This is a genomic window from Streptacidiphilus albus JL83, from assembly GCF_000744705.1.
GTDB lineage: Bacteria > Actinomycetota > Actinomycetes > Streptomycetales > Streptomycetaceae > Streptacidiphilus > Streptacidiphilus albus.
Map to the genome: position 1 here is coordinate 7,186,241 of NZ_JQML01000001.1, position 24,159 is coordinate 7,210,399.

A 24,159-nucleotide genomic window follows, 5' to 3' on the forward strand; every position below is an offset into this window, starting at 1 on the left:
CCGACCGTTCGTGGTGAATGACCGGTCGGGGCGGGAGCTCGGCGGCGGCTCAGGCGTCCTCGGTGACGACCTCGACCCGGTCGGGGTAGAAGGCGACGTGTCCGGCGATGGCGGCGACCGACGGGTACGGCTCGCGGTAGCCCCAGACGGCGTCGGCCAGTCGTCCGTTCGCCTCCGCCCCCGCCTCCGGCAGGACGATGCTCCAGTAGGAGGCGTCGCCCTTGTACGGGCAGTAGGTCCCGGTGTCGGTGGCGGTGAGCAGGGCCTGGTCGACGTCTTCGAGCGGGATGTACTGCACCGGCGGGTAGGACGCCTCGCGCAGCGTCAGTGCGCGGGTGCTGTCGGCCACCACGGTGCCGCCGACCCGGGCCACCACCCGGGCGGCGGTCGGCTCGACGGTGATCGGGTGGTCGGGTCCGGGGATTCTCGGTTCGCGCGTGGCCATCTGACTCTCCTCGGCTGCGGTCGACGTGCTGTCACTGCTTACGTGCATCTGTGCTTGCGTGCTTGCCTTCAGAAGCAGCGGTCGGACGCCGTGACTTGTTCCCGGGCGTCCCCGTTGCGGCTCAGCCCCGTGAGCGCAACTGCTTCAGCAGGGCGATGTCGCGGGTGTGCAGGGCGCCCTCGACCCGGTCCGGGGCGTCCCGGTCGTCCGGGGTCTCGATGATCAGCGGGACGCCCTCGGTGGCCGGGTGGGTGAACAGTCCGGCGAAGGGGTCCGCGCCGATGTGTCCGGCGCCGATGTTGGCATGGCGGTCCTTGCGGGCCCCGGTGACGTCCTTGGAGTCGTTGGCGTGGATCAGCCGCAGCCGTCCCGGCCCGGCGGCGGCCACCAGCTCGTCCAGCATCCCCGCGACGCCGCCGGGCGCGGCCAGGTCGTGTCCGGCCGCGAACGCGTGGCAGGTGTCCAGGCAGACGCCGACCAGCGGGTGGCGCTCCAGTGCCTCGGTGTAGTCGGCGAGGTCGCCCATCCGTGCGCAGAGCGAACTGCCCTGGCCGGCCGTGGGCTCCAGCAGCAGCCAGGGGGCGTCCGGACCGTAGCCGTCCAGCTCGTCGAGGAGCGGCAGCATCCCGTCGTGCACCTGGCGCAGCGCCTCCGCCGGGGTGCCGCAGAGCGCGGAACCGGTGTGCACCACCACGCCCTTCGCACCGATGGCGTGCGCCCGGTGCAGCGAGTGGCGCAGCGACTCGCCGGAGCGCTCACGGGTCGCGGCCGAGTCCGAGCCGAAGTTGATCAGGTACGGGGCGTGCACGTAGGCGGCGATGCCGCGCTCCGCGCAGCCCGCGCGGAAGGCCTCGTCCTGCCGGGGGTTGCCGGCCGGGGTGGCCCAGCCCCGGGGGTTGGCGACGAAGACCTGGACGCTCTCCGCGCCCACCTTGTCCGCGTAGGCCAACCCGGTGCCGGCCAGCCCTCGCCCGGCGACGGGGACATGGGCGCCGACCGGGTTGCGTGGCGTGGACGTGATCATCCCCCGAGGATCGCACATCCGCGCAGGCCGGCCCCGGGCGGCGTCCTCCGGCCCCGGGCGCTCCCGCACTCAGGCACTCAAGCTCAAGCACTCGGGCGCTCGGGCACTGCGCGGTGTCAGACCCGGACCTGGGACAGCCAGTCCAGCGTGCTGCGGGTCTCGGCGACCAGCGGGTGGTGCGGGCCGTGCAGCCGCTCGGCGTCGAGGAGGAGGCGCAGCAGTACCGCGCGGGCGCCTGCCCGGTCGCCGGTGCCGAGCAGCAGCCGTGCCGTCCGGCGGCGGATCTCCAGCGGCAGCGCGGGGTCGGCGGCCGCCTGCTGCTCGAACTGCGGCAGCAGGGCCCGGTACTCGGCCAGCGCGGGCAGCGCCTCGCCCAGCTGCTCCAGGCACTGGGCCGCCTCGTAGCGGAACCGCAGGACGACGGGGTCGGCCGGTCCGGCCTCGGCGGCGGCGTCCATGGCCAGCCTGCGCAGCTCCGGGAGCGCGGCGTGGAACTGGCCGTCCTCCATCAGCGTGGCCGCGTACTGCTTGCGCAGCATCCTGACGACGGGCGAGTCGGGGCCGTGCTCGGCCTCGGCGACCGGCACCGCGTCGCCGAGGACCTTCACGGCCTGGGTGATCCGGCCCGAGTCGAGCAGGCGCTTCACCTCGTCCACTGCGGCGGCGACCGGCAGCGGGCGGACGGCCGTGGCCGGGACGGGTGCTGGCAGGGGCGGGGCACCGGCCGCGCGGGGGTCGGGCCAGGGAGCGTGAGGGCGCCGGAACGGCCGGGTGGGGTCCATCGGCTCGGCCGGTCCGCCGAAGCCGGCCGGGCCGGCCAGCAGCGGGGCCAGGTGTCGGTAGACCTCGTGCGCGTCGGCGGGCCGGTGCTGCGGGTCCTTGGCGAGCAGCCGGAGCACCAGCGCCTCCAGGGGCTCCGGCACCTCGGGCCGGAGCCGGCGCAGCGGCAGCGGCGGCTCGTAGAGGTGGCGGTGCAGCACGCCCAGCGCCGAGCTGCCCGGGAACGGGACGCTGCCGCTGAGCAGTTCGTGCAGCACCGCGCCGAGCGCGTAGAGGTCGGTGCGCGGGCCGACCGTACCGTCCATGGCCTGCTCGGGCGCCATGTACGAAGGGCTGCCGATGGGTGAGCCGGTGCGGGTGAGCCGGGTGGTGTCCGCGTCCAGGACGGAGGCGATGCCGAGGTCCAGGACGACCAGGGTGCCGTCCGGACGGATCATCAGGTTGCGCGGCTTCAGGTCGCGGTGGACCACCGGGACCGCGTGCACCGCCGCCAGTACCGAGCAGAGCTGCGCCGCCACCGCGACCGCCCACGGCCACGGGTAGGGGTCGTGCTCGGCGAGGTGGTCGGCCAGGTCGGCGCCCGCGATGTACTGCATCACCAGGTACAGCTCGTCGCCGTCGCTGCCCGCGTCGTGGACCGTGACCAGGCCCGGGTGGTCGACCTGGGCGGTGACCCGCCACTCACGGGTGAAGCGGCGGCGCAGCTCGTCGCCGTCCTCCTCGGCCGTGGACAGCTCGGGGCGGAGCAGCTTGACGGCCACCCGCCGGCCAAGCCGGCTGTCGAAGGCCGACCAGACCTGGCCCATGCCGCCCTGTCCGATCAGCGTGGCCAGCTCGTAGCGTCCGCCGACGGTCCGTCCGCTCACTGCGCCTGCTCCTGCGCGTGCAGATAGGCGCTCAACTCGTCGAGTTCGGCCCGCACCTGATCGATGCGCCCGCCGGCCGGGGCCGCGGGCATACCCGGCGGAGCCGGGCGGGCGGGGTAGGGCGGCGGCGTGGAGGGCGGCGGCGTGGAGTACGGCGGAGTGCCCGCGTTCGGGTACTGGTACGGGCGCGGGTACGGCGCCGGGTACGGCTGCGGATAGCCGGGAACGGGGAGGTAGGCCCGCCCGCGCCGCGGGTTCTGCCAGCGCAGTTCGGCGACCAGGAAGTACAGCGGGCAGAGCAGGGCGAGCCCGAGGATGTCCATCAGGCCGACGACGGTCTGCCAGTTGTCGTCGTTGTCGGTCGTTCCGATCAGGGCGAAGCCTGCGACGGACAGCAGGGCCACGGTGCCGCACAGGGCCCAGTCCCTTGCCCGGCGGCGGACCGCCGCCACCCGGACCAGCGGCACGAAGGCCAGGCCGCCGAGGGTGAGCGGCGGCACCAGCACCAGCAGGATGCGCAGGGCCACGATCCCCACCCACGACGCCGTGCTGCGGCGCGGAGGTGGCATCGGGGTGTGGCCGGCCATGGCGTGGCTCCTGGCAGTGGGGGTGGTGCGGGCAGTGGGGTGAGCCTAGCGATTCCGCCCCCGTCCGCGCGCACCGCCTCAGGAGGGGCGGACGCTGCCGTCGGTGAGCCCGTCGTACAGGCCCTGGACGAGCTGTCCGCCGAGCGTGCCGGCCAGCCGCAGGGCCTCCTCGAAGGCAGCGAGGGTGCGGAACCGCTCGCCGTAGCGCCGCTGCTCCGCCAGCGGCAGCCGGGGGAGCTGGAGCCGGCGCACGTCCAGCCGGGTGGAGCTGGTGGTGAAGCTGCTGGCCTGCCGGTTGTTGGCGGTGCCGCGCAGGAATCCGGCCAGGAACCAGGGGTCCAGCGCCTCCGGGTCGGGGCGCAGCAGGTACACATTGCGGCCCACTGCGGCGCCCGCCGTCATGGGGTCGACGATCCGGGCCACCGCGCCCCGGCCGAGGACCGGGACGACGACGTCGCCGAGCCGGGTGAGCACGGGCTCCTCCTCGTCCCCCTCCGGCAGCACGCCCGAGGGGGGATTCCCGGCGACCACGTCGTGTTCGGTCAGCACGGCCGGGACCGGCGCGCCGCCGGGGACGCCGCCGGCCGGGACCGCACCCGCTCCGCCGGCCCGCATCAGCAGCGCGCCCGCCCGGGCGAGTTCACCGACGCTGGTCAGCGGCCAGTGCGCGGGAGCTCCGCGTTCGCCGCCGAGGGGCGCGAGTTCGACGGTGCGCTGCAGGGTGTCGGTGAGCCGTGCCCGGATCTCGTCCAGCCCACCGGCGCCTCCGCCGACCGGCGACGGCGGCAGGTGGCGGGCGGGGGCGAGGTCGACGTCGTCGTCGAGCAGGTCGATCAGCGGCAGGGTGCGGCTGATGCCGGGTCGCTCCGGCAGCGCTCCGTGCCGGTCGAAGGCGCGCCACGCCTCCAGCACGGTGGTGCGGACCGTCTGCCAGGGCAGCTTCTCCTGAGCGGTCGGCAGCTCGCCGGTGTCCACCAGCAGCAGTTGCTGCGGCTGGGGCACGCCCGCGCCGGGGCGGCGCAGCACCCACAGGTGCAGCGGGATGCCGTACGGCGGGGCGGCCCCGGCGGGCAGGGCGATGACCGCGCGCAGCGCCCCCCGGCGCAGCAGGTCGGCCCGGATCCGGCGTCCGGAGCGGCGCGAGGCGGCGGCGGGCGGCATCAGCAGCACGACCGTGCCGCCCTCGCGGGCCCGGGCCAGCGCGTGCTGCACCCACGCCAGTTCGGACTCGGTGCGCGGCGGGAACCCGTACTCCCACCGCGCGTCGTAGGCGAGTTCGTCGTGGCCCCAGTTGCGTTCGTTGAACGGCGGATGGCAGAGCACGGCGTCGGCGCCGAGGCCGGGGAAGGCGTCGGCGCGCAGGCTGTCGCCGACCCGGACGCGGACCGGGCCGTCCGTGCGGAGGGCGAGGCGGAGGGCGGTGAGCGCGGCGAGGTCCGGGTCGGCCTCTTGGCCGCAGACAGCCGCAGTGGCCTCTTGGCCGCAGACAGCCGCAGTGGCCTCTTGGCCGCAGACAGCCGCAGTGGCCTCCTGGCCGCTGACGGTCGCCGTGGCAACCAGCCCGCTGACGGCTGCCGTGGCCTCGGCCGCGACCAGCAGTCCGCCGAAGCCGCAGGCCGGGTCGAGCACGGTCCGGTCCGCGCCGGCGGCGCAGCCGCCCCCGGCGAGCTCGGCCATCAGCTCGGCGGGCTCGGCAGGCGTCAGCGTGTACTGGCGCGGCCCGGACTCCAGGTGACGCCCCAGCAGGAACTCGTACGCCGACCGGGGGCCGAGCTCCCCGGCCAGCTCGGCGCCGCTGCGCAGCAGCGGCAGCCGGGCGGGCAGCTCCTCGGCCGTCGGCACCGGCACCGGATGGCCCTCGCCCAGACGGTCGCGCAGCACCTCGGCCAGCGCCCGGGGCAGCCGGTCCGCCGGTGCCTGGCCGGTCGCCCCGGTCGCCCCGGTCGCCCCGGTCGCCCCGGTCAACTCGGCCCAGGATCCAGGCTGTTCGCGGATGAGCAGCAGCACGGCGCCGACCTGCCGCAGGGCGGCGGCAGCCCCGGCAGGGTCCTGTTCGACCTGCTGCCAGACCCGTTCGCGCAGCGGGACCAGGGTGAGCTTGCCCTGGGTGCGCAGCCACTCCTCGACCTCGTGGAGGGCGAAGGTCGGGCTGGTGTCGGTGCCGCCGACGGCCGAGGGGAAGTCCGCGTGGCGGCGGCGCCAGTTGCTGACCGCGGCGCGGCCGACCCCGGCCAGTCGGGCGATCCCGCCCGCCGTGACCTCGGTCCTGCTGTCCGGCGTCCTGTTCTCCGGCACGTGCGGGCCCTTCTGCGGCGGGGTGGGCGGCTGAACGCCGATCATACACAGTCGCCTCGACTGGGTCGCTTCACAGATTTTTGTTGTGTTGACGCGGTTCACGGCCTATAATCTTATTACCTCGCCGATCACCGGCACCCCCGTCAGTACCCAGCCCGGAAGGGGCACTTCCGCATGTCTCGACACCTTCGCCGTCCCGTCATGGCCGCCCTCTGCGCCACGGCAGTTGTCGGGCTCGCCGCCTGCTCCTCGGCCACTCAGGCGTCCACCTCCCCGGGATCCGCGACCGGCGGCGGCAGCAGCACCAAGGCCGCCGCTGCGACCGACCCCAACGCCGGCCTGCTCACCGGCACCAAGCTGGCGTCCATGCTGCTGCCCGCGAGCGCCATGCCGGGCTCGCTCAAGCCGGACCCGAGCGGCTCGGTCAACACCGGCACCGTGTTCAACGAGCCCTCCTCGGCCGCGGTCCCGGCCTCGAAGGCCTGCGCGTCGCTGGACGGGACGGCGTGGATCAACGTGGCCGGGGTCGGCAGCGGCTCCTTCGCCCAGGGCGACTTCACCGACAGCTACAGCAACCTGCTCGGGCAGGAGGTCGACGCGTACCGGGGCAGCGACGCGCAGACCGTCATGACCGACCTGCGGCACGTCTTCGCCGAGTGCGCCACCTTCCAGCTCAACCAGGGCGGCAAGAACTACACCCAGAAGCTCACCGCCAAGACCCTGCCCGGCGTCGGTGACGACACGGTCGAGGCGGTCTTCACCTCCCCCTCGTTCCTCGGCGGCACCACCCTGGTCGCCAGCCGGGTCGGGAACCTCGTGGTCACCGTCGTCTACAGCGACCAGGGCAGCACCGGCGGGGCCGCCGTGGGGCTGGCGAAGCGCATCGTCAAGAACGCCGCCGCCCACTGACTGAACGCCGCCGCCCACTGACTGCACTGCTCCGCCACCGGAGGCCGGCCGCCGGGGGCGGCACGGCAGCCCGCCCCGGACCGCCCGGCGACGCGGCCCGGGCGGGCCGGAACGAGCCGGGGCGGTCCGGGGCGCGCCGGGCGGCACCCGGAGTGCGGCGGTAAGATCCAGTCATGGGTGAGCGACTCGTCGCGCCCGGCGCGCCACAGCTCCTGCTGGAGACGGACGGCGATTCCCAACTGATCAGCCCGAGCCGCAGCTACCACGTCGGCCGCGACCCGGTGAGCGACATCGTGCTCGACGACCCCCGGGTCTCCTGGCACCACGCCGTCCTGCACGTGGGCGACGGCCACTGGGTGCTCGACGACAGCGACAGCACCAACGGCACCTTCACCGAGGGCCGTCCGGTGCACCACCTCGACGTCGGCCCCGGCAGCGTGGTCCGCTTCGGCAATCCGGCCGACGGCCCCCGGGCCGTGCTCAGCCTGCTCCCGCAGCCTTCGGACCTCACGCCCGCGCCCTCGGCGCTGACCGCCATCACCGGCTCCCGCCGCCCGCCGACCGCCATCCGCCGACTGCCCGAGCGGCTGACCCGGATCGGCCGCGCCACCGACAACGACCTAGTCGTCGACGACCTCGCGGTCTCCCGGTACCACGCCGAGCTGCGGGCCACCGGCGACGGCCGGTACGAGATCGTCGACCTGCGCAGCCACAACGGCACCTTCCTCAACGGCGCCCCGGTGGACCGCTCCCCGGTCGGCGAGGGGGACCTGATCGGCATCGGACACGCCGTGCTCTGCCTGGTCGGCGACCAGCTGCAGGAGTTCGTCGACGACGGCGCGGTCTCGCTCGACGTCCAGGACCTGCTGGTCCGGGTGGGCGGCGGCAGCGACGGCGGCGGCAGGACGCTGCTGGACCGGGTCTCCTTCCCGGTGGGGGAGAAGTGCCTGCTGGCCGTCGCCGGACCCAGCGGCGCCGGGAAGTCGACCCTGCTCAACGCCCTCACCGGGCTGCGGCCCGCCGACGAGGGCACGGTCCGCTACGACGGCCGCGACCTCTACCGCGACTACGCCGAACTCCGCAGCCGGATCGGGCTGGTCCCGCAGGACGACATCCTGCACACCCAGCTGACCGTCCGCCGGGCCCTGCGCTACGCCGCCGAGCTGCGGTTCCCCGGCGACACCGCGGAGTCCGAGCGCCGCGCCCGGGTCGAGGAGGTGATCGCCGAACTCGGCCTCGGCCCGCGCGCCGACCAGGTGATCTCCAGCCTCTCCGGCGGGCAGCGGAAGCGGGTCAGCGTCGCGCTGGAACTGCTCACCAAGCCCTCGCTGCTCTTCCTGGACGAGCCGACCTCCGGCCTCGACCCCGGCATGGACCGCTCGGTGATGCACATGCTCCGGGAGCTCGCCGACGACGGCCGGACCGTCATCGTGGTCACCCACAGCGTGCTCAGCCTGGACGTCTGCGACCGGCTGCTGCTGCTCGCCCCCGGGGGCAGGGTCGCCTACTACGGCCCGCCCGGCGAGACCCTCGGCTTCGTCGGCTTCGACGAGTGGCCGGAGGCGTTCGAGGCCTTCGAGCAGGATCCGGACCGCGACTGGGCCGGCCAGTACCGGGCGTCCGCGCCCTACCGCCGCTACATCGGCTCGGTGATGGTCCGGTCCGGCCAGGTCGGCGCCGGGCCGAGACCGGTGGTCCGGCCGCCCACGGCGCAGAGCTGGGGGTCCCAGCTCGGCACCCTGGTCCGCCGCTACGCCTCGGCGCTGGCCGCCGACCGCACCTTCCTCGCCATCATGATCGCGCTGCCCTTCGTCATGGGCGCGATGACCCACGCCCTGGCCGGCAGCCGGCTCGACCAGAACACCGCGCTGAACGCCCTCCTCATCCTGTGCGTCGGCGGCGTGCTGACCGGCGCCGCCAACGCGGTCCGCGAACTGGTCAAGGAACGGGTGATCTACCAGCGCGAGCGGGCCGTCGGGCTCTCCCGCTCCGCCTACCTCTGCTCGAAGATCGTGGTGCTCGGCACGGTGACCGTCGTCCAGGCCGTGGTTCTCACCATGGTCGGCCTCGGCGGCGTCGACCTGCGCCCCCAGGGCGGCTCCGGGGTCTTCCTGCCGCCGCTGCTGGAGATCACCCTGGCCACGGCGCTGCTGTCGTTCACCGCGATGATGCTCGGCCTGCTGATCTCCGCCCTGGTGCGCAAGGAGGAGGTGACCATGCCGCTGCTGGTGCTGGTCGCCATCGTCCAGGTGGTCTTCTGCGGCGCGCTGCTGCCGCTGAACGGCGTCCCGGGGCTGGACCAGCTGTCCTGGCTGGTGCCCGCCCGCTGGGCGCTCGGCGCGATGGCGGGCACCATCGGCCTGCACGAGATCGTCCCCGGCAGTCTCACCGCCGATCCGCTGTTCGCCCACAGCGCGGGCGTCTGGCTGCTGGACGTGGGCATGCTGGTGGTCCTGTCGCTGCTGCTGGGGTACCTGGTCCTCCGGCTGCTGCGCCGGCACGAGCCCGCGATCATGCGCCGCTAGGACGCCGCCGCACCTACCGAGAGGGTCCGCCGATGAACCCCACGGAGTTCCAGCCGACCCACGTGGTCCCGCCCTCGGGGCTGGCGACCTGGGCCGAGCCGGACCCGTCCCGGCCGTCGGCCGGGCTCGACCCGCTGCTGCCGGTGCAGGCGGTCGAGTACCAGGGGGACTGGACCCGGGTCGTCTGCGCCAACGGCTGGGGCGCGTGGGTCGACGGACGGTTGCTGGTGGCGCTCCCGCGCGGCCCCGAGGGCACGGCCTCCCCGCTCACCACCGCCACCGACCCGCGTCCGCTGCTCGCCCGGTTGGAGCAGGCGCTCGCCGGCTACCGGCGACTGCTGGACGAACTCGCCGCTGGACGGCTGGAGCTGGGGGCCTTCCAGCGGCAGGCGGCCGGCTTCCGGGTCGGGGCCGTGGTCGACGGCTCCTCCGCCTGGCTGCTCGACCTGGAGCGCGAGCGCTGGTACTACTGCGCCGGAGCCGGGCTCCAGCCCTACGCCACCGTCCAGCCGCCCCCGGGGACGGCGGCGGCGGACAGCGCTGCCGGCAGCGCGCCGGGGGAGCGGGGTGAACCCCGATGACCGTGGAGCGCCCGCAGATGGCCGGACTCCGGATCGCCGGCTACCGGCTGGAACGGGAGATCGGGCGCGGCGGGATGGCCGTCGTCTACCTCGCCGAGGACCTCGCCCTGGGCCGCCGGGTCGCGGTCAAGCTGCTCGCCCCCGAGCTCGCCCGCAACGACCTCTTCCGCAAGCGCTTCGCCCGCGAGTCCAGGGCGGCCGCCGCCATCGACCATCCGCACATCGTCCCGGTCTTCGAGGCGGGCGAGGCCGAGGGCGTCCTCTACATCGCCATGCGCTACGTCCAGGGCCGCGACCTGCGGGCGCTGCTGGACCGCGAGGGCCCGCTCCCGCTGCGGAAGACCCTGCGGATCACCGCCCAGGTCGCCTCGGCGCTGGACGCCGCCCACGCCCACGACCTGGTCCACCGGGACGTCAAGCCCGGCAACATCCTGGTCGCCGAGGGCACCGACAGCGACCACCCCGAGCACGTCTACCTCACCGACTTCGGGCTGACCAAGAAGTCGCTCTCGCTCACCGGCTTCACCACCATGGGCCAGTTCGTCGGCACGGTCGACTACGTCGCGCCGGAGCAGGTCTCCGGGCAGCCGGTCGACGGGCGCTGCGACGTCTACAGCCTGGGCTGCGTGGTCTTCGAGGCCCTGTCCGGCGCGCCGCCCTTCCGCCGCGACGACGACTTCGCGCTGCTCTGGGCGCACCTGCACGAGCCGCCGCCGGCGCTCTCGGGCCTCCGCGCGGGGCTGCCGCCGGCGCTGGACGGGGTGCTGGCGAAGGCGCTGGCCAAGGCGCCGGACGACCGCTACGACAGCTGCCTGGCGTTCGTCGCCGCGCTGCGCGAGGTGGCGGAGGCCCCCGCGCGCCCGGTGCGCTACGCACCGACCCGCGCCGACGGCCCCGCCATCGCTCCGGTCCCTGCTCCTGCTCCTGCCCCGGACCCGCCGCTGCCGCCCGCCTGGGCGCTGCCGGTCTTCGCCGTCGGCCCGGCCGGACAGCCGACCTGACTACGCCCCCGGACGCGGCCCCGGCTGCGGCCCCGCCCCGGACTGCGGCCCCGGCTGCGGCCCCGGTCCGGTCCGGCCGGCCAGGTACGGCACCAGCAGGGCGCCGAGGAAGCCGGCCACCGCTCCCCACAGCGCGCCGAAGCCGACCGTGCGCAGCAGGTCCGGGATCAGCGTCACCGAACCGCTGACCGGCACGCCGCCGCCGCTGCCGGACCCGCTTCCGCCGCCCAGCAGCCCGGCCAGGCCGCTCGTATCGCCCACGCCGAGCAGGGACAGGCCGTAGGAGGCCGAGACCCGGGTCAGCAGACCCACCAGCAGCATGGTCAGCGCCAGCGCGACCCCGGTCCGCAGCGCGTGCTGCCAGGGCCGGGGCCGGACGTGCGCGCGCAGCGCGGTCACCACGGCGGCCACCAGCAGCAGCAGGCCGGCCAGCACCGGGAGCAGCCAGACCCAGCCGTCCTGGCGGGCCAGACTGCTCAGGTCGACCGTGGTGTCGGCGGTGCGCGAGGTCTCCAGGACGGCGGCGAGCGCCTTCGGCATGGGCAGGCCGATGCTGCCGCTCACATGGCCGTGCCAGGAACCGCCCAGGCCGACGCCGAGGGCGAGCCAGGCCAGGTTCGGCACCGCGAGGAAGACCACCGCGAAGGTCTCCCGGGCCTCGCCCCGGGTGAGGGCGGTGACGATGCCGGCCACGACGCCGAGCCCGGCGCAGACGAGCAGCAGCAGCACCATCGCGGCGGCGGACGGCTGGACCGTCGCCCGTCCGCGCACCAGTCCGACCGGCAGCGGCGTCCGGCGCGAGACGGCGAAGGCCAGCAGCAGCACCACCACCAGCCAGAGCAGCCCCCAGCCCGCAGCGGCGGCCGGACCGACCCGGAAGCCGACGGTCGGCGTCACTCCGATGGCGGAGCCGATCGTGTCGGCGAGGCCGTTGCCCGTGGAGATGGTGAAGCTGTGCCGGGCCCGCCAGGCGACCAGCAGCAGTGCCGCCACCCACAGCACCGCCGTCCTGACCACCGCGCCGAGCAGCTCCGTCCAGCCGGCCACCGCCCGGAAGCGGCGGGGCCGGAGGAAGCAGCAGGCCGCCACCAGCGCGCCGACCAGGCCCACCGACAGCGGCAGGGCATCGATGCCGCCCTGGGCCTGGGCGAGGAAACCGGCGCTGCCGTCCACGTCGGCCGGGACGCCGAGCGCCATCAGCACCGTCGCCGCCAGCACGGAGGGGAAGGCACCCCGGGGCAGCGAGTCGGCCTGGGCCAGCCAGAGGCCGATCCCGGCGGTGACGGCCATGGCCAGCAGCGTCGCGACCACGGTGACCAGCGCGGCGGCCCAGCCGTACCAGGCTCCGGCCGAGGTCCCGGCCCCGGCCCGGTGCGGGGTGACATCGCTCTGCTGCACGCCGGCTCCCGTCGCTGGATGGTGGGCCTCGCCCACCGTCGGCGGACCGCTCCGGCCGGCCGACTTCAGCTTCGGCCACGCCATCGGGTTCGGCGAGCCGGGTCGGCCGGTTGCGGTTGCGGCGGGTTCCGACCCGGCGCAGACAATGGACCTACGGGCGATGGACCACAGGCGATGGACCCGCGGGGTCGACCGGGCTTCGGACCGAGCGTCCGGGCGGGGACGGCAGCGGGGGCGGCAGGCAGCGGGGGACGGCAGGGGGGCGCGTATTTCGGCGCCACGCGAGGTGGCGCGGGTCTTCCAGGCAAGTGGAGGCACGGCTCGTGAGTTCTCAGACCCCCTCGGATCCGAACTCGGACCCGAACTCGGACCCGAATGCAATCCCGCCGTCCGGGCCGCCCTCGGGCCCGCTCTCCGGCCCCGCCTCCGGGCCGCCGCCGTCGGGCCAGACCCCGCGCCCCGCATCCGGTGCGGGCTCGGGCCGGACCCCCGGCGCCGAGCAGCCCACGCAGCCGTCCGGCCCGCCGGTGCAGCCGTCCGGTCCGCCGTCGAGCCCGCCCGGCGGGCGTCGGCTGGTGACCGCCTCGGCCGACTCCCCGAGGCAGCCCTGGTGGCGCCGGGGACGCGGCATCGCCCTGGTCGGCGGCGTGGCGGCGGTCGCCGTGGTGCTCGCCGTGGTGCTGACCAACCGCACCTCCAGCCCGCCGGCGCCGGTGGCGCAGAACGTCGCCCTCCAGTCCTCGGCGGACCCGGGCCCCGACCCGTTCACCTCCACCGTCGCCAGGAGCGCCCGGCCGACGGTCGCCCCGACGCCCAGTTCCGCCGCCCCGACCGGCGGGTCCTCCGGTACGGCCGTCGTCCGCAACGGCGGCGAGGTGGGCCTCTACGGCGGCACCGAGCAGCTCTCCAGCTGCGACGTCGCCCAGCTGACGACCTATCTGAACGCCAACCCTGCCAAGGAGCAGGCCTGGGCCTCCGTGCAGGGCATCCAGCCCTCGGCCGTCCCCGGCTACCTCAGCTCGCTCACCCCGGTGGTGCTGAACGTCGACACCCGGGTCACCAACCACGGCTTCGCCGACGGCAGCGCGACCAGCTTCCAGTCGGTGCTCCAGTCCGGCACGGCGGTGCTCATCGACTCCCGGGGCCTGCCCCGGGTGCGCTGCGCCTGCGGGAACCCGCTGCTGGCGCCGCAGGCCGACAACGCCTCGACCCGGTTCACCGGCACCAGCTGGTCCGGCTTCCAGCCCGGGACCGTGGTGATCGTCGTCCCCTCGGTGACGGTGGTCAAGGTGGTCGTGCTCTACAACCCGGCGAACGGCACCTGGTTCGGCCGGCCGATGGGCGGCCACGGCGGCTCCGACCACCGGGTCCCGCCGCCGGTCACCAGTCCGGCCCCGAGCAACTCGACCTCGGGCGCGACCTCCGGCTCCGCCTCGCTGTCCCCGTCGACCTCCGGCTCGACGTCGGCGTCCGCGTCGACCTCGGGCTCCGCGTCCCACTCGCACGGCCCGTCGACCTCGACCTCGACCTCCGCGTCCCCGTCGTCGAGCTCGCCGTCGCCCTCCGCCTCCTCGGCGGCGCCCTCCTCGCCGGCCCCCTCCTCCTCTTCCGCCGTGCCGGAGGTGGTGACCCCGCCCGTGCAGTCGTCCGCCGCACCGCCCTCGGAGTCGACGGTGAACTCGGCGTCGGTCGGGACGGTCACCTCCGAGAGCCTCCCGGTGTCGGCCTCCTCGTAGCCGCGTCCACCGCTCCCGCCCTGGCGTTCGACGGCTCTTGGGCGCACGCTGAAGGGAGGGAGCGCTGAGCCGTGGCAACCATCGGAAGAACCACCCCGCCGGTCGGTCGGATGAGCCCGGCCGGCAGTGTGGTCTGGGCTCTCGTCCCGCTGCTGACCATCGGCCTGGGGACGATGGCCGCCCTCGGCTGGGCGGCCTACCGGCTGCGGTCCCGCTGGCTGACCGTGAGCGCGGTCCTCGCGCTCGTCGTGACCGTCATCGTGCTGTGGCTGTCGAACTCGGCCACCACCTCCACCGCGAACAACATCGACGGAACCCTCATCGTCGTGGTGCTGATCGCCGGTGGTCTGGGCATCACCTTCGCGGTCCGGGGGCGGCTGGTGCGCCCGGAGCCGACGCTCCTGGACGGCGGGTCCGGCCGGCTGCGCTTCTCGGTCAAGGCGCCGCCCCGTTCCAACGGCATCGATCCGGCGATCTCGCAGGCACTGGCCGGACGGCACCGCCGGCAGGACGCGCGGAAGATCGTGGAACAGGACCCGGCGCTCGCCCGGGACCTCCGCATCGGCCGCCCGGACCTACCGCGTCAGTTCGACGACGGCGGTCTCGTGGACGTCAACCACGTCCCGCTGGCGGTCATCGCCCAGCTGCCCGGGATGAGCAGGCAGGTCGCCGTGCAGATCGTCGAGGCGCGGGACCGGGCCAACGGCTTCTCCTTCGTCGAGGAGCTGACCGGCTGCACCGACCTGTCGCCCGAGCTGGCCGAGGAGCTGGCGGAACGGCTGGTCTTCCTGAGCTGACCCGGGCGGCCCGGGGCGACCGCGGCCGACGCACACCGGGCCGTCAGTCCTGGTCGAGTCCGAGGATCCGGATGAGCTCCAGGGCTTCCAGGATGATCGGCTTCATCCGGTCCGGCAGGGTGACCGATGCCTTGCCCTCGGGGACGGGCCGCCCGTTCAGCTCGTCCTCGGTGGAGGTCAGGCCCTTGACGACGAGGCTTCCGCTCTCGGTGTCGAGCCAGACAGCCGCGGGACCGCCGAGCGGGTCCCGGCCGACCAGGTGCAGGGGCACAGGGTCTCCTCGTTCGTGTCGGCTGCGCACTCGCGGTTGTGCGTTCGACGCTTCCGCAGAACGGGCAGGCCGTCAAGGGCGCGTGCGGGTAAGCCGATCCGGCTACGGCCGGTACCGGCCGACCGCTGACGCCGGGCCGGGCGCCCGGTGCTCCTGCGCGGCGATGCGAGCCAGCTTGGTGAGCATCATGCCGTTCCGGATCTTGACCGCATAGTCCACCGGCAGACCGTGCAGCCGCGTGCCCGGGCCACGGAGCGGATGCCAGTCCACCGTGAGCAGGGTGTTGTCGCCCCAGGGAAGCAGGTTCATCGCGATCCGGGCGGCGCCGAACCGTCCCGCCTTGGCCTCCAGCTCCAGGCGGCGTTCCGGCTCGCACCGGCGCACCACGCACACGTCGTCCAGGGTGAGCGCCCCGAGCCCGACCTTGAAACGGATGCAGGTGCCGGTCCCCGGCCACTCCGGGTCGACATGGAGGATCTCCTGGGTGCCGGCCACCCATTCGGAGTACCGGTAGCCGTCCGCGAGCAGCATCCACACCTCGGCGGGCGTACTCAGGATCAGACGTCGACTACGAGCCATGGGGGTGTGTCCCTTCCTCGGTTCCCCGGTGATCGGCGGTCGTGAATCCGGCGGGGCCAGTGACCGCCCGCCGCAGGGCGGACCTGCCCGGTCCGTAGACCGCCCGCCCCAGGACGCTCCGGTCGAGCAGTGCCGCCCGGGCAGCGTTGGCGCCGCACACCCCGTGCACCCCGCCTCCTGGATGTGCCGCTGCGGAGGCCAGGTACAGGCCGGCCACCGGCGTACGCGGGCCGCCGAGGCCGGAGTGCGGTCGGAAGAGCAGCTGCTGATGGATGTTGGACGTGCCGCCGCCGATGGCACCGCCGACGAGGTTCTCGTTCATCGCCTCCAGCCGGGCCGGCGTCCAGATCCGGCGTGCGCCGACCACGTCGCGGAACCCTGGCGCGAACCGCTCGACCTGGGCCTCCAGGCGGTCGGCCATCGCCCGGACCTCGTCCTCGCTCCAGCCTCCGGCGGGCTCGCCGCGACCGGCCGCGCCGCGGTGCGGCAGATGGGTGTAGGCCCAGGCGGCCTGGGTTCCCCGGGGTGAGCGTGACGGGTCGGCTGCCGTCATCTGCCCGAGGATCGCGAACAGTTCGCGAGGCATCCGGCCCGTGGCCACCCGCAGGGCGTGGTCGCTGAGGTCGTCGAGGTGGGCTCCGAGGTGGACGGCACCGGCCGGGACGGCTTCGGCTGCCGTCCAGGGAATCGGCTCCGACAGCGACCAGTCGATCTTGAACGTCGCCGGATCCCACTGGAAGGAGTCCAACTCGACGCGGTGGCGCTCCGGCAGCAGCTGCCCGTACAGGGCGGGCGCGGCGACATCGGCGAGCACCGCGCGGCCGACCCGGTAGCGCGTCCCGTCCTCCGTCCGGACGCCGACGGCTCGGTGGCCGCCGACGACGATCTCCGAGACGCGGGCGTTGCAGACCAGCGCCCCGCCCTTCGCCCGGAGGCGCCGCACCAGTGCTCCGGTGAGCTCTCCGGCTCCGCCGACCGGCACCGGCCAGCCGACCTGCTGGCCCAGCATCGCCATCATCCAGCCCATGAGCCCGCTGCCCGCAGCATCGGGAAGTAGGTCGGCGTGCACCGCGCAGCCGGCCAGCAGCAGGGCGGGGCCCTGGCCGGCGAACGCCTCCTCGGCCATCCGCCGGGCGGGCAGGGTGAGGAACCGCAGCGTCTTCAGGGCACCGGCCGACCGCAGCCTCCGGGCGAAGCGGACGAGGGCGGCAGGGGACGGCCTCGGGGAGAACAGCAGCGCCATCAGCTGATCGCCCACGGTCTCCCAGAGCCGGTACAGCTCGTTCCACGCCCTTGCGTCCGCCGCACCGAACTGGTCGGCGAGGTGCTCGACGGTCTCCGCCACCGTCGGGTACAGAGCCGCGCACCGGCCGTCGAGCAGCGGGTGCGCGATCACCGTCCCGGCCCGGCTCCAGCGCAGACCGTGGTCCTCCAGGGCGAAACCGCGCAGGACCGGGGAGACGGCAGCCAAGGGGTAGAACGAACTGAACAGGTCCGAGACGAACGCCGGGTCCAGCATCCGGTCGCTGCGGACCGCGCCGCCGGGTTCGGGCTGGGCCTCAAGGACCACCACCTGCCATCCGGCGTCGGCCAGGACGTTGGCGGCGGCCAGCCCGTTGGGGCCGGATCCGATGACGACGGCATCAAGCATGGATTCGGTTCCCGGGCTCTGTCGTGCCGGCCGCTCCTCGCGTTCCGAGGCTTGGGTCCCATCGCACAGCACCGGGCCGACGCCCACAAGCAGTGCTCGGGCATCGGAGTGACGAGCAGAGCGTGACGAGCGGCACCAGGGGGACGGAATCCGGGGCCGATCCACTAGCATGCTGGTGATCTTTGCGGTGATGGTGCGTCATCTCGGCGCGGCGTCAGTACCCTTGAGAGGCGGAGTCCCGCGTGTCCGAGAACTGGAACTGGGCGGCGTCCGACGGCAGCGCGCCCAGCAAGATCGACCTGCGCACCGACATACCCCACCCCGCCCGGATGTACGACTTCTACCTCGGCGGCAAGGACAATTTCGCCGCCGACCGGGCCGCCGCCGCGCGCGTGGTCGAGCTGCTGCCCAGCGCCCCCGCCGGTTCGCGGGCCAACCGGCGGTTCCTCGGCCGGGCCGTGCGCCACGCCGCCGGGCTGGGCATCCGCCAGTTCCTCGACATCGGCACCGGCATCCCCGCCTCGAACAACACCCACGAGGTCGCGCAGGCCGCCGCCCCCGACTCGCACGTGGTCTACGTCGACAACGACCCGATCGTCCTGGCCCACGCGCGGGCGCTGCTGACCAGCGCGCCGGAGGGGCGGACCGCCTACATCGACGCGGACTTCAACGACCCGGAATCGATCATCGGCGCGCAGCAGACCAAGGACCTGATCGACTTCTCCCGGCCGGTCGCCCTGCTGGTCGTGGCGCTGCTCCACTTCCTTCCCGACAGCGCGGACCCGGCGGCCGTCCTGGACCGCTACAAGGAGGTGCTGGCCCCCGGCAGCGCGCTGATCCTCACCCACGGCACCGGCGAGCTGATGGATCCCGAGGTCGCCGCCGCCATCTCCAGCACGTACACCCAGGCGGGCCTGAACATCGTCTCCCGCACCCGTGCCCAGGTGCAGCGCTTCTTCGACGGCTTCGACCTGGTCGAGCCCGGCGTCGTCCCGGTCCACGAGTGGCGGCCGGAGGCCGAGGAGGACTTCGCCATGACCCGCGAGGAGATCGCCGGCTACGCCGGCGTGGCCCTGAGGCGCGGCTGAGCCCCCGGCTCCGCGGCCGGGTCGCCGGGCATCGCGTCATGGGGGAAGGCGCAGCTCAGGGGTAGGGTGAGGTGTCGGCGACGGGTCGGCGGTGGACGGGTGCGGCTGCGCTGCTGCGAGGGTGAGTGATGGGTTCCGCTGCTCGGGTTGGCTGGGTCGACGCGAGTGCCGGGATCGCCGGCGACATGCTGCTGGGCGCGCTGGTGGACGCGGGGGCGTCGCTGGCGGTGGCGCAGGCGGCGGTGGACGCGGTGATCCCGGCGGGGGTACGGCTGGTGGCGTCGGAGGTGGCGCGGGCGGGGCTGCGGGCGACCAAGGTCGACGTGGAGACGCTGCTGGCGGACCACCCGCACCGCAGCTGGCGCACGATCCAGGAGCTGCTCCGCCGGGCGGAGTTGGCCGAGCCGGTGCGGGCCGCCGCGCTGGCGGTGTTCGCCCGGCTGGCGCGGGCGGAAGGCCGGGTGCACGGGGTGCCGGCCGAGGAGGTGCACTTCCACGAGGTCGGCGCCTGGGACTCGATCGCGGACGTGGTCGGGGTCTGCGCGGCGCTGGACGACCTGGGCGTCACCCGGCTCACCGCCGGTCCGGTGGCGTTGGGGTCGGGACGCGCCCGGGCCGCCCACGGGGACATCCCGGTGCCGGTGCCCGCCGTGCTCGAACTGGCCGCCGGCTGGCGGGTGCTGGCCGGCGGCGCCGGGACCGGGGAGCTGGCGACCCCGACCGGGATGGCCCTGGTCACCGCGCTCGCCGAGGAGTGCGGCGAACTGCCGCCGCTGCTGCTGGAGCGGGTCGGGGTGGGCGCCGGGACCAGGGACACGCCCGGTCGGCCCAATGTGGTGCGGGTGGTCATCGGGCGGGCCGACCTGTCGACCGCCGTCACGGCGGAGGTCGTGCTGGAGGCCAATGTCGACGACCTGGACCCGCGGCTGTGGCCGGGAGTCCTCACCGCGCTGCTGGAGGCCGGCGCCTCGGACGCCTGGCTGACGCCGATCCTGATGAAGAAGGGCCGACCGGCCCACACCCTGCAGGTGCTGGCCCCGCCCGAGCGGGTCGCGGCGCTGCGGGAGCTGGTCTTCGAGCAGACCAGCACCATCGGGGTGCGGGAGACCCCGGTCGGCAAGGTCGCGCTGGCACGGACCTGGGTGCGCTGCGCGGTACTCGGCGAGGAGGGGCTGCCGGTGAAGGTGGCGCACCGGGACGGCGTGGTCGTCCGGGCGACGCCGGAGTTCGAGGACGTCGCGGCGCTGGCCGCGCGGCGCGGTCTGCCGGTCGGGACGGTGCTGACGGCGGCGGTCGCGGCGGCGGTGGCGCGCGGACTGGTACCGGGCGCCGCGCTGCCCGCCGACCACGGGGAGCGCGGCTGAGGGTCCGCCGTGCGACCCGGCGTCAGTCGGCGTGCGGGGCGGCGATCTGGGCGGCCAGGTGGCCCGCGCCGTAGCCGTTGTCGATGTTCACCACGGCGACGCCGGGCGAGCAGGCGTTGAGCATGGCGAGCAGGGGCGCGAGGCCGCCGAAGGCCGCGCCGTAGCCCACGGAGGTCGGCACCGCGACGACCGGGGCCGAGACCAGTCCCGCCACCACGCTGGGCAGCGCGCCGTCCATGCCGGCCACGACCACCACCACCCGGGCCGCCCGCAGCCGGTCCAACTGGCCGAGGACGCGGTGGAGTCCGGCCACGCCCAGGTCCATCACCAGCTCGGTCGACCGGCCCAGGTAGCTCGCGGTGAGCTGGGCCTCGCGGGCGACCGGCAGGTCCGAGGTCCCGGCGGCGACCACCAGCACGGTGCCGCCGGTGGCGGCGGGCGGCTCCGGCGGCCAGGCCAGCAGCCGGGCGTCCCGGTCGTGGTGCGCGTCCGGCAGCTCGACCAGCAGCGCCTCGGCGTGCGCCGGGGCGGCGCGGGTGAAGAGCGTCGGGGCGCGGCGCTCGCGGACGGCCGCGCCGATCGCGGCGACCTGGTCGGGCGTCTTGCCCTCGCAGTAGACCGCCTCGGGGTAGCCGCGCCGCCGGGCCCGGTCGTGGTCGAGCTCGGCGAAGGCCGCCAGGGCGGGCGGGGGCCGCCAGACGCCGGTGTCGGCGTCGGAGGCGGAGGCGGAGGCGGAGGCGGGGATCGTCGGGTCGCTCACGCCTCGCTCCGGGCGACGAGCGGGAGGGTGAAGGCGCCGGACCGGATGCCCGCGAGGTCGACCGTCACCGTGCGGAACCCGGCCCCGCGGACCGCGTCCAGGACGCGCTCGCGCAGTTCCTCGCCCACCGCGCGGGCGATCTCCGGCACCGGGAGCTCGATCCGCGCCGTGTCGCCGTGGTGGCGGACCCGGCAGTCGGTGAAGCCGAGGCCGCGCAGCGCCTGCTCGGCCCGCTCGATCTGGCTCAGCCGGCCCGGGGTGACCTCGGTGAAGTGCGGGATGCGCGAGGCCAGGCAGGGGGCGGCCGGCTTGTCCGCGCTCGGCAGCCCCAGTGCGCGGGCGACACGGCGGACGGCGGCCTTGTCCAGACCCGCGTCCGCCAGCGGCTTGAGCACCCGGTGGGCTGCCGCGGCCCGGCTGCCGGGCCGGTCCGGACGGGCGACGTCGTCGGCGTTCTCGCCGTAGGCGACGGCGGCCAGGCCGTGCGCGGCGGCGACCTCGTCCGAGATCCGGGTGAACAGCTCGTCCTTGCAGTGGAAGCACCGGTCAGGACCGTTGGCGATGTAAGCGGGGCGTTCACCCTCATGGGTGGTCACCTCCACCACCCGGACGCCGATGTACCCGGCCACCCGGTGCGCCGCCGTCCGCTCGTCGGCCGCGAGGCTGGGCGAGACGCCCAGGACCGCGAGGACCGAGTCCGGGCCGAGGGCGCGGGCGGCCAGGGCCAGCAGCACCGAGGAGTCGACCCCGCCGGAGAAGGCCACCCCCAGCGGCGCGGCCCCCCGCAGCAGCCCGGCCACCTGCTCGACCGCGCGCGCGTCCTCGTCGGTGACCCCGGCGAGGCCGCCGGTGTGCTCGCGGGTCTGGTCGGCCATGCCGCCGCCTTCCTGAGTGGGTCCTTCGGTCCGGTTGATCACGGTGGTCCGAAATCACGGTCGGTCCGATCATTGTCGGCGTCGGCGCCACCGGCGCGGAGCTGTCGGCCCAGATTAGGCTGTGGGGGAATCCGGATGGCAAGCGGTTGCCATCTGTTGTCGCGCCCTCCGGCCAGGGAGGCTGCCAGGACGAGGAGGACGGACCGTGCCCCCGGAGTCAGCACCCCGGCCCGAGCCCTCGCCGACGCCCGCCCCCGGCGGCCGGCCGCGTCCGCCGACGATCTACGACGTCGCGCGGGCCGCCGGGGTCGCGCCGTCCACGGTCTCCCGGACGTTCTCCCGGCCGGGCCGGGTCAGCGCCGGGACGGCCGAGCGGATCCGCGCCGTGGCCGCCGAACTCGGCTACCGCACCAACCCGTTGGCCCGCGCGCTGCCGACCGGGCGGACCTCGGTGATCGCCCTGGTGGTCTCCGACATCACCAACCCCTTCTACGCCGAGATCATCCGTGGCGCGCAGTCCGCCGTGAACGAGGCGGGCTACGTCGTCCTGCTGGTCGACGCCCAGGAGTCGGACCGGCTGGAGCGCGAGGCGCTGGAGCGGGCGCTGCCGGTGGTGGAGGGGGTGGTCCTGGCCGGCTCGCGGATGTCGGACTCGGCGATCCGGATGACCGCCAAGCAACGGCCGATGGTGGTGCTCAACCGGGACGTCGCCGACCTGCCCAGCGTGCTGACCGACAACGTCCACGGGATGCGGCTGGCCGCCGGTCACCTGGCCGGGCTCGGCCACCGCTCGGTGACCTATGTGGCCGGACCCGAGGCCTCCTGGGCCGACGGGACGCGGTGGCGCGCGCTGCGCGACACGGCGGGCGGGCTGGGGCTGCGGGTGCACCGGATCGGCCCCTACCCGCCGACCGTGGCCGGCGGCACGGCCGCCGCCCGGGACCTCGGCCGCTACGGCGACCCGGCCGTCATCGCCTACAACGACCAGCTGGCGATCGGGCTGATGCGCGGGGCCCAGGCGGCCGGGCTGCGGGTCCCGCAGGACCTGAGCGTGGTCGGCTTCGACAATGTCTTCGGCGCCGAGTTGGTCACCCCCGGGCTGACCACGGTGGCCGCGCCGCTGCGCGCCCAGGGGCGCACCGCCGTGCGCAACCTGCTCGCGATGCTGGCCGGCGCGCGCCCCTACGGCGGCCCGCCGGCGGTGCTGCCCTCCCGGCTGGTGCTGCGCGGCTCCACCGCCCGGCCCGGCCGGCCGCGCCCCGGGACGGGGTGAACGGCGGGGGAGCGGATCAGCGCAGCCGGTAGAGCACCTCGCCCGCCTGCGGGACGACCATGGTGTCCGGGTCGGCGGCGAAGGCCGCCGGGTCCACCTCGGCCGGGTCCAGGTAGTTCAGGTTGGCCCCGCGCACCACGTCCTCCGGGATGCCGGTGGCCAGGGTCACCGTGACCCGGAACCGCTCGCCGTGCTCCGGGTCGTAGCTGCCCGCGCCGCGCAGATGGGTGGAGTGCGCCAGCACGCCCCAGTGCAGCCCCTTGAAGCGGTCCCACTGTGCGGTGAAGTAGTCCCGGCAGTGGTAGCCGATCTCGGCGATCTCCGGGTGCATGGCCGCGAGTTCGCGCACGTGCGGGGCGTAGAGGACGACCTCGCCGCCGTCCGCGACCACCGGCTCCAGCTTGTAGAAGCCCTTGGCGGCGGTCCAGATGTCCTCGTACTTCTCCGGCATGACCGACAGCACCCGGCGGACCGGCGCGTCCAGGTAGCGGACATGGGTCTCGGCGGAGACCTCGGCCGCCGCCGCCCAGGCGTCCTCCGGGGTGCCGAAGGCGGCCGCGTGCAGCGCGCCGGTGCCGGACTGGGCGACCACGCAGAGCGCCAGCCGCCGGGCCGGGATCATCGCGGCGGCCTCGTTGATCAGCGCCCGCACCGGGGTGATGCCCCGGGTGCCGATGATCTCCGCGCTGGTGATCAGCGCGCCCAGCCAGTGCGAGAGGTCGATGATCTCGGCCCCGGCCACCCCCGGGAAGAAGTACTTGTTGCCGCCGGAGAAGCCGACCACCTCGTGCGGGAACACCGGTCCGAGCACCAGTGCCACATCGTGCTCGACCACGGCCCGGTTCAGCCGGACGTCCACCTCCTGGTGCAGCAGCCCGCCGGACAGCTCGCCCACCCGCTCGGCCGGGACCGTGCCCAGCGAGACGAAGGTCGAGGGCTCCCACCAGGCGTGGTTCAGCACCGTCAGGCCCGGGTAGCGCCCGGCCAGGCCGCCCTCGGGGTGGCCCAGGTGCGCGGCCAGCTCCCGCTCGCCCATCGCGGCGTGGGTGCCGAGGGCGACCAGGGCGGTCAGCCGGGTCACCCGTCCGGCCAGCGCGCCGTGGACGGCCGAGAGCAGCAGCGGCAGCGGACAGCTGCGGGTGCCGTCCGGGATCACCAGGCAGACGCTGCGGCCGTCCAGGTCGACGCCGGCCAGCTGCTCGGCGACGAACGCGGTCACCTGCGCCTCGCTGAGCACGGTGCCGGGTCCGCCGATCCGCGCGGCGGCGGGCGCGGTGACGGCGGCGGGGGTGACGTCTTCGGCGGGGGTGGCTGCGGCGTGCGAGATCGTGCCCATGGCCCTCACCATGGCCGG

21 protein-coding genes are annotated in these 24,159 nt (G+C 74.9%); 9 read left to right on the forward strand and 12 right to left on the reverse strand.

What is annotated here, in order from left to right; translation table 11 throughout:
• Nucleotides 1-49: 49 nt before the first annotated feature.
• From BS75_RS31475 to BS75_RS31495, 5 genes are all read right to left on the reverse strand, one after another.
• Entirely contained in the window at nt 50-445 is a 396-nt protein-coding gene (locus tag BS75_RS31475) for a DUF427 domain-containing protein (protein WP_034090676.1), read from the reverse strand.
• A gap of 121 nt (nt 446-566) precedes the next feature.
• Entirely contained in the window at nt 567-1,469 is a 903-nt protein-coding gene (locus BS75_RS31480; RefSeq protein ID WP_081982761.1) for a deoxyribonuclease IV, read from the reverse strand.
• A gap of 116 nt (nt 1,470-1,585) precedes the next feature.
• Entirely contained in the window at nt 1,586-3,115 is a 1,530-nt protein-coding gene (locus tag BS75_RS31485) for a serine/threonine-protein kinase (protein ID WP_034090678.1), read from the reverse strand.
• Nucleotides 3,112-3,702, reverse strand: a complete 591-nt coding sequence (locus BS75_RS45015; protein ID WP_052069852.1) for a hypothetical protein — start codon at nt 3,700-3,702, stop codon at nt 3,112-3,114. The genes BS75_RS31485 and BS75_RS45015 overlap by 4 nt, the downstream gene beginning before the upstream one ends.
• 78 nt (nt 3,703-3,780) lie before the next feature.
• Entirely contained in the window at nt 3,781-6,042 is a 2,262-nt protein-coding gene (locus BS75_RS31495) for an N-6 DNA methylase (protein WP_081982763.1), read from the reverse strand.
• A gap of 129 nt (nt 6,043-6,171) precedes the next feature.
• On the opposite strand from BS75_RS31495, the gene BS75_RS31500 reads away from it, so the two are divergent.
• From BS75_RS31500 to BS75_RS31515, 4 genes are all read left to right on the forward strand, one after another.
• Nucleotides 6,172-6,906: a hypothetical protein gene (locus BS75_RS31500; protein WP_034090679.1), complete on the forward strand. Its 735-nt coding sequence runs from the start codon at nt 6,172-6,174 to the stop codon at nt 6,904-6,906.
• Between the two features lie 173 nt (nt 6,907-7,079).
• Complete coding sequence (locus BS75_RS31505) at nt 7,080-9,431, forward strand: ABC transporter ATP-binding protein/permease (RefSeq protein ID WP_034090680.1); 2,352 nt, start codon at nt 7,080-7,082, stop codon at nt 9,429-9,431.
• A gap of 32 nt (nt 9,432-9,463) precedes the next feature.
• Entirely contained in the window at nt 9,464-10,012 is a 549-nt protein-coding gene (locus BS75_RS31510; protein WP_034090681.1) for a hypothetical protein, read from the forward strand.
• Nucleotides 10,009-11,013 carry a serine/threonine-protein kinase gene (locus tag BS75_RS31515; protein WP_034090682.1) on the forward strand — a complete coding sequence of 335 codons (1,005 nt, stop codon included), beginning with the start codon at nt 10,009-10,011 and terminating at the stop codon, nt 11,011-11,013. Before BS75_RS31510 ends, BS75_RS31515 begins: the two co-directional genes overlap by 4 nt.
• Here BS75_RS31515 and BS75_RS31520 read toward each other — a convergent pair whose 3' ends face one another.
• Complete coding sequence (locus tag BS75_RS31520) at nt 11,014-12,411, reverse strand: streptophobe family protein (protein WP_042440435.1); 1,398 nt, start codon at nt 12,409-12,411, stop codon at nt 11,014-11,016.
• Between the two features lie 323 nt (nt 12,412-12,734).
• Here BS75_RS31520 and BS75_RS31530 point away from each other — a divergent pair, with 323 nt between their 5' ends.
• A complete protein-coding gene (locus tag BS75_RS31530) occupies nt 12,735-14,147 on the forward strand; it encodes a DUF6777 domain-containing protein (protein ID WP_152646236.1) in 1,413 nt (470 codons plus the stop codon).
• A 71-nt stretch (nt 14,148-14,218) separates the two neighbouring features.
• On the forward strand, nt 14,219-14,944 hold the full coding sequence (locus BS75_RS45020; protein ID WP_152646237.1) for a ComEA family DNA-binding protein: 726 nt from the start codon (nt 14,219-14,221) through the stop codon (nt 14,942-14,944).
• A gap of 43 nt (nt 14,945-14,987) precedes the next feature.
• Here the strand turns inward: BS75_RS45020 and BS75_RS31540 are convergent, their stop codons facing one another.
• From BS75_RS31540 to BS75_RS31550, 3 genes are all read right to left on the reverse strand, one after another.
• Complete coding sequence (locus BS75_RS31540; protein WP_034090685.1) at nt 14,988-15,215, reverse strand: hypothetical protein; 228 nt, start codon at nt 15,213-15,215, stop codon at nt 14,988-14,990.
• 102 nt (nt 15,216-15,317) lie between these two features.
• Nucleotides 15,318-15,794: an SRPBCC family protein gene (locus BS75_RS31545; protein ID WP_052069860.1), complete on the reverse strand. Its 477-nt coding sequence runs from the start codon at nt 15,792-15,794 to the stop codon at nt 15,318-15,320.
• Entirely contained in the window at nt 15,784-17,445 is a 1,662-nt protein-coding gene (locus tag BS75_RS31550) for a phytoene desaturase family protein (RefSeq protein WP_063771599.1), read from the reverse strand. The genes BS75_RS31545 and BS75_RS31550 overlap by 11 nt, the downstream gene beginning before the upstream one ends.
• A 242-nt stretch (nt 17,446-17,687) precedes the next feature.
• Between BS75_RS31550 and BS75_RS31555 the strand changes: the two genes are divergently transcribed.
• Together BS75_RS31555 and larC are read left to right on the forward strand one after the other, a co-directional pair.
• Nucleotides 17,688-18,533, forward strand: a complete 846-nt coding sequence (locus tag BS75_RS31555; RefSeq protein ID WP_042440423.1) for an SAM-dependent methyltransferase — start codon at nt 17,688-17,690, stop codon at nt 18,531-18,533.
• A gap of 128 nt (nt 18,534-18,661) precedes the next feature.
• Nucleotides 18,662-19,897 carry a nickel pincer cofactor biosynthesis protein LarC gene (gene larC, locus BS75_RS31560; RefSeq protein WP_034090686.1) on the forward strand — a complete coding sequence of 412 codons (1,236 nt, stop codon included), beginning with the start codon at nt 18,662-18,664 and terminating at the stop codon, nt 19,895-19,897.
• Nucleotides 19,898-19,919: 22 nt separating this feature from the next.
• Here larC and larB read toward each other — a convergent pair whose 3' ends face one another.
• Together larB and larE are read right to left on the reverse strand one after the other, a co-directional pair.
• Nucleotides 19,920-20,657: a nickel pincer cofactor biosynthesis protein LarB gene (gene larB, locus BS75_RS31565; RefSeq protein ID WP_231607943.1), complete on the reverse strand. Its 738-nt coding sequence runs from the start codon at nt 20,655-20,657 to the stop codon at nt 19,920-19,922.
• A complete protein-coding gene (gene larE, locus BS75_RS31570; protein ID WP_034090687.1) occupies nt 20,654-21,532 on the reverse strand; it encodes an ATP-dependent sacrificial sulfur transferase LarE in 879 nt (292 codons plus the stop codon). Before larE ends, larB begins: the two co-directional genes overlap by 4 nt.
• Before the next feature lie 205 nt (nt 21,533-21,737).
• Between larE and BS75_RS31575 the strand changes: the two genes are divergently transcribed.
• Nucleotides 21,738-22,805: a LacI family DNA-binding transcriptional regulator gene (locus tag BS75_RS31575; RefSeq protein WP_034090688.1), complete on the forward strand. Its 1,068-nt coding sequence runs from the start codon at nt 21,738-21,740 to the stop codon at nt 22,803-22,805.
• Between the two features lie 16 nt (nt 22,806-22,821).
• Here the strand turns inward: BS75_RS31575 and BS75_RS51665 are convergent, their stop codons facing one another.
• On the reverse strand, nt 22,822-24,141 hold the full coding sequence (locus BS75_RS51665; protein WP_081982765.1) for a lactate racemase domain-containing protein: 1,320 nt from the start codon (nt 24,139-24,141) through the stop codon (nt 22,822-22,824).
• Nucleotides 24,142-24,159 lie beyond the last annotated feature (18 nt).

Excerpts from the sequence above, each read along its gene's own strand:
- BS75_RS31475 (WP_034090676.1), bottom strand. The coding sequence starts at position 445 with ATGGCCACGCGCGAACCGAGAATCCCCGGACCCGACCACCCGATCACC.
- BS75_RS31480 (WP_081982761.1), bottom strand. The coding sequence starts at position 1,469 with ATGATCACGTCCACGCCACGCAACCCGGTCGGCGCCCATGTCCCCGTC.
- BS75_RS45015 (WP_052069852.1), bottom strand. The coding sequence starts at position 3,702 with ATGGCCGGCCACACCCCGATGCCACCTCCGCGCCGCAGCACGGCGTCG.
- BS75_RS31495 (WP_081982763.1), bottom strand. The coding sequence starts at position 6,042 with ATGATCGGCGTTCAGCCGCCCACCCCGCCGCAGAAGGGCCCGCACGTG.
- BS75_RS31500 (WP_034090679.1), top strand. The coding sequence starts at position 6,172 with ATGTCTCGACACCTTCGCCGTCCCGTCATGGCCGCCCTCTGCGCCACG.
- BS75_RS31505 (WP_034090680.1), top strand. The coding sequence starts at position 7,080 with ATGGGTGAGCGACTCGTCGCGCCCGGCGCGCCACAGCTCCTGCTGGAG.
- BS75_RS31510 (WP_034090681.1), top strand. The coding sequence starts at position 9,464 with ATGAACCCCACGGAGTTCCAGCCGACCCACGTGGTCCCGCCCTCGGGG.
- BS75_RS31515 (WP_034090682.1), top strand. The coding sequence starts at position 10,009 with ATGACCGTGGAGCGCCCGCAGATGGCCGGACTCCGGATCGCCGGCTAC.
- BS75_RS31545 (WP_052069860.1), bottom strand. The coding sequence starts at position 15,794 with ATGGCTCGTAGTCGACGTCTGATCCTGAGTACGCCCGCCGAGGTGTGG.
- BS75_RS31550 (WP_063771599.1), bottom strand. The coding sequence starts at position 17,445 with ATGCTTGATGCCGTCGTCATCGGATCCGGCCCCAACGGGCTGGCCGCC.
- larC (WP_034090686.1), top strand. The coding sequence starts at position 18,662 with ATGGGTTCCGCTGCTCGGGTTGGCTGGGTCGACGCGAGTGCCGGGATC.
- larE (WP_034090687.1), bottom strand. The coding sequence starts at position 21,532 with ATGGCCGACCAGACCCGCGAGCACACCGGCGGCCTCGCCGGGGTCACC.
- BS75_RS51665 (WP_081982765.1), bottom strand. The coding sequence starts at position 24,141 with ATGGGCACGATCTCGCACGCCGCAGCCACCCCCGCCGAAGACGTCACC.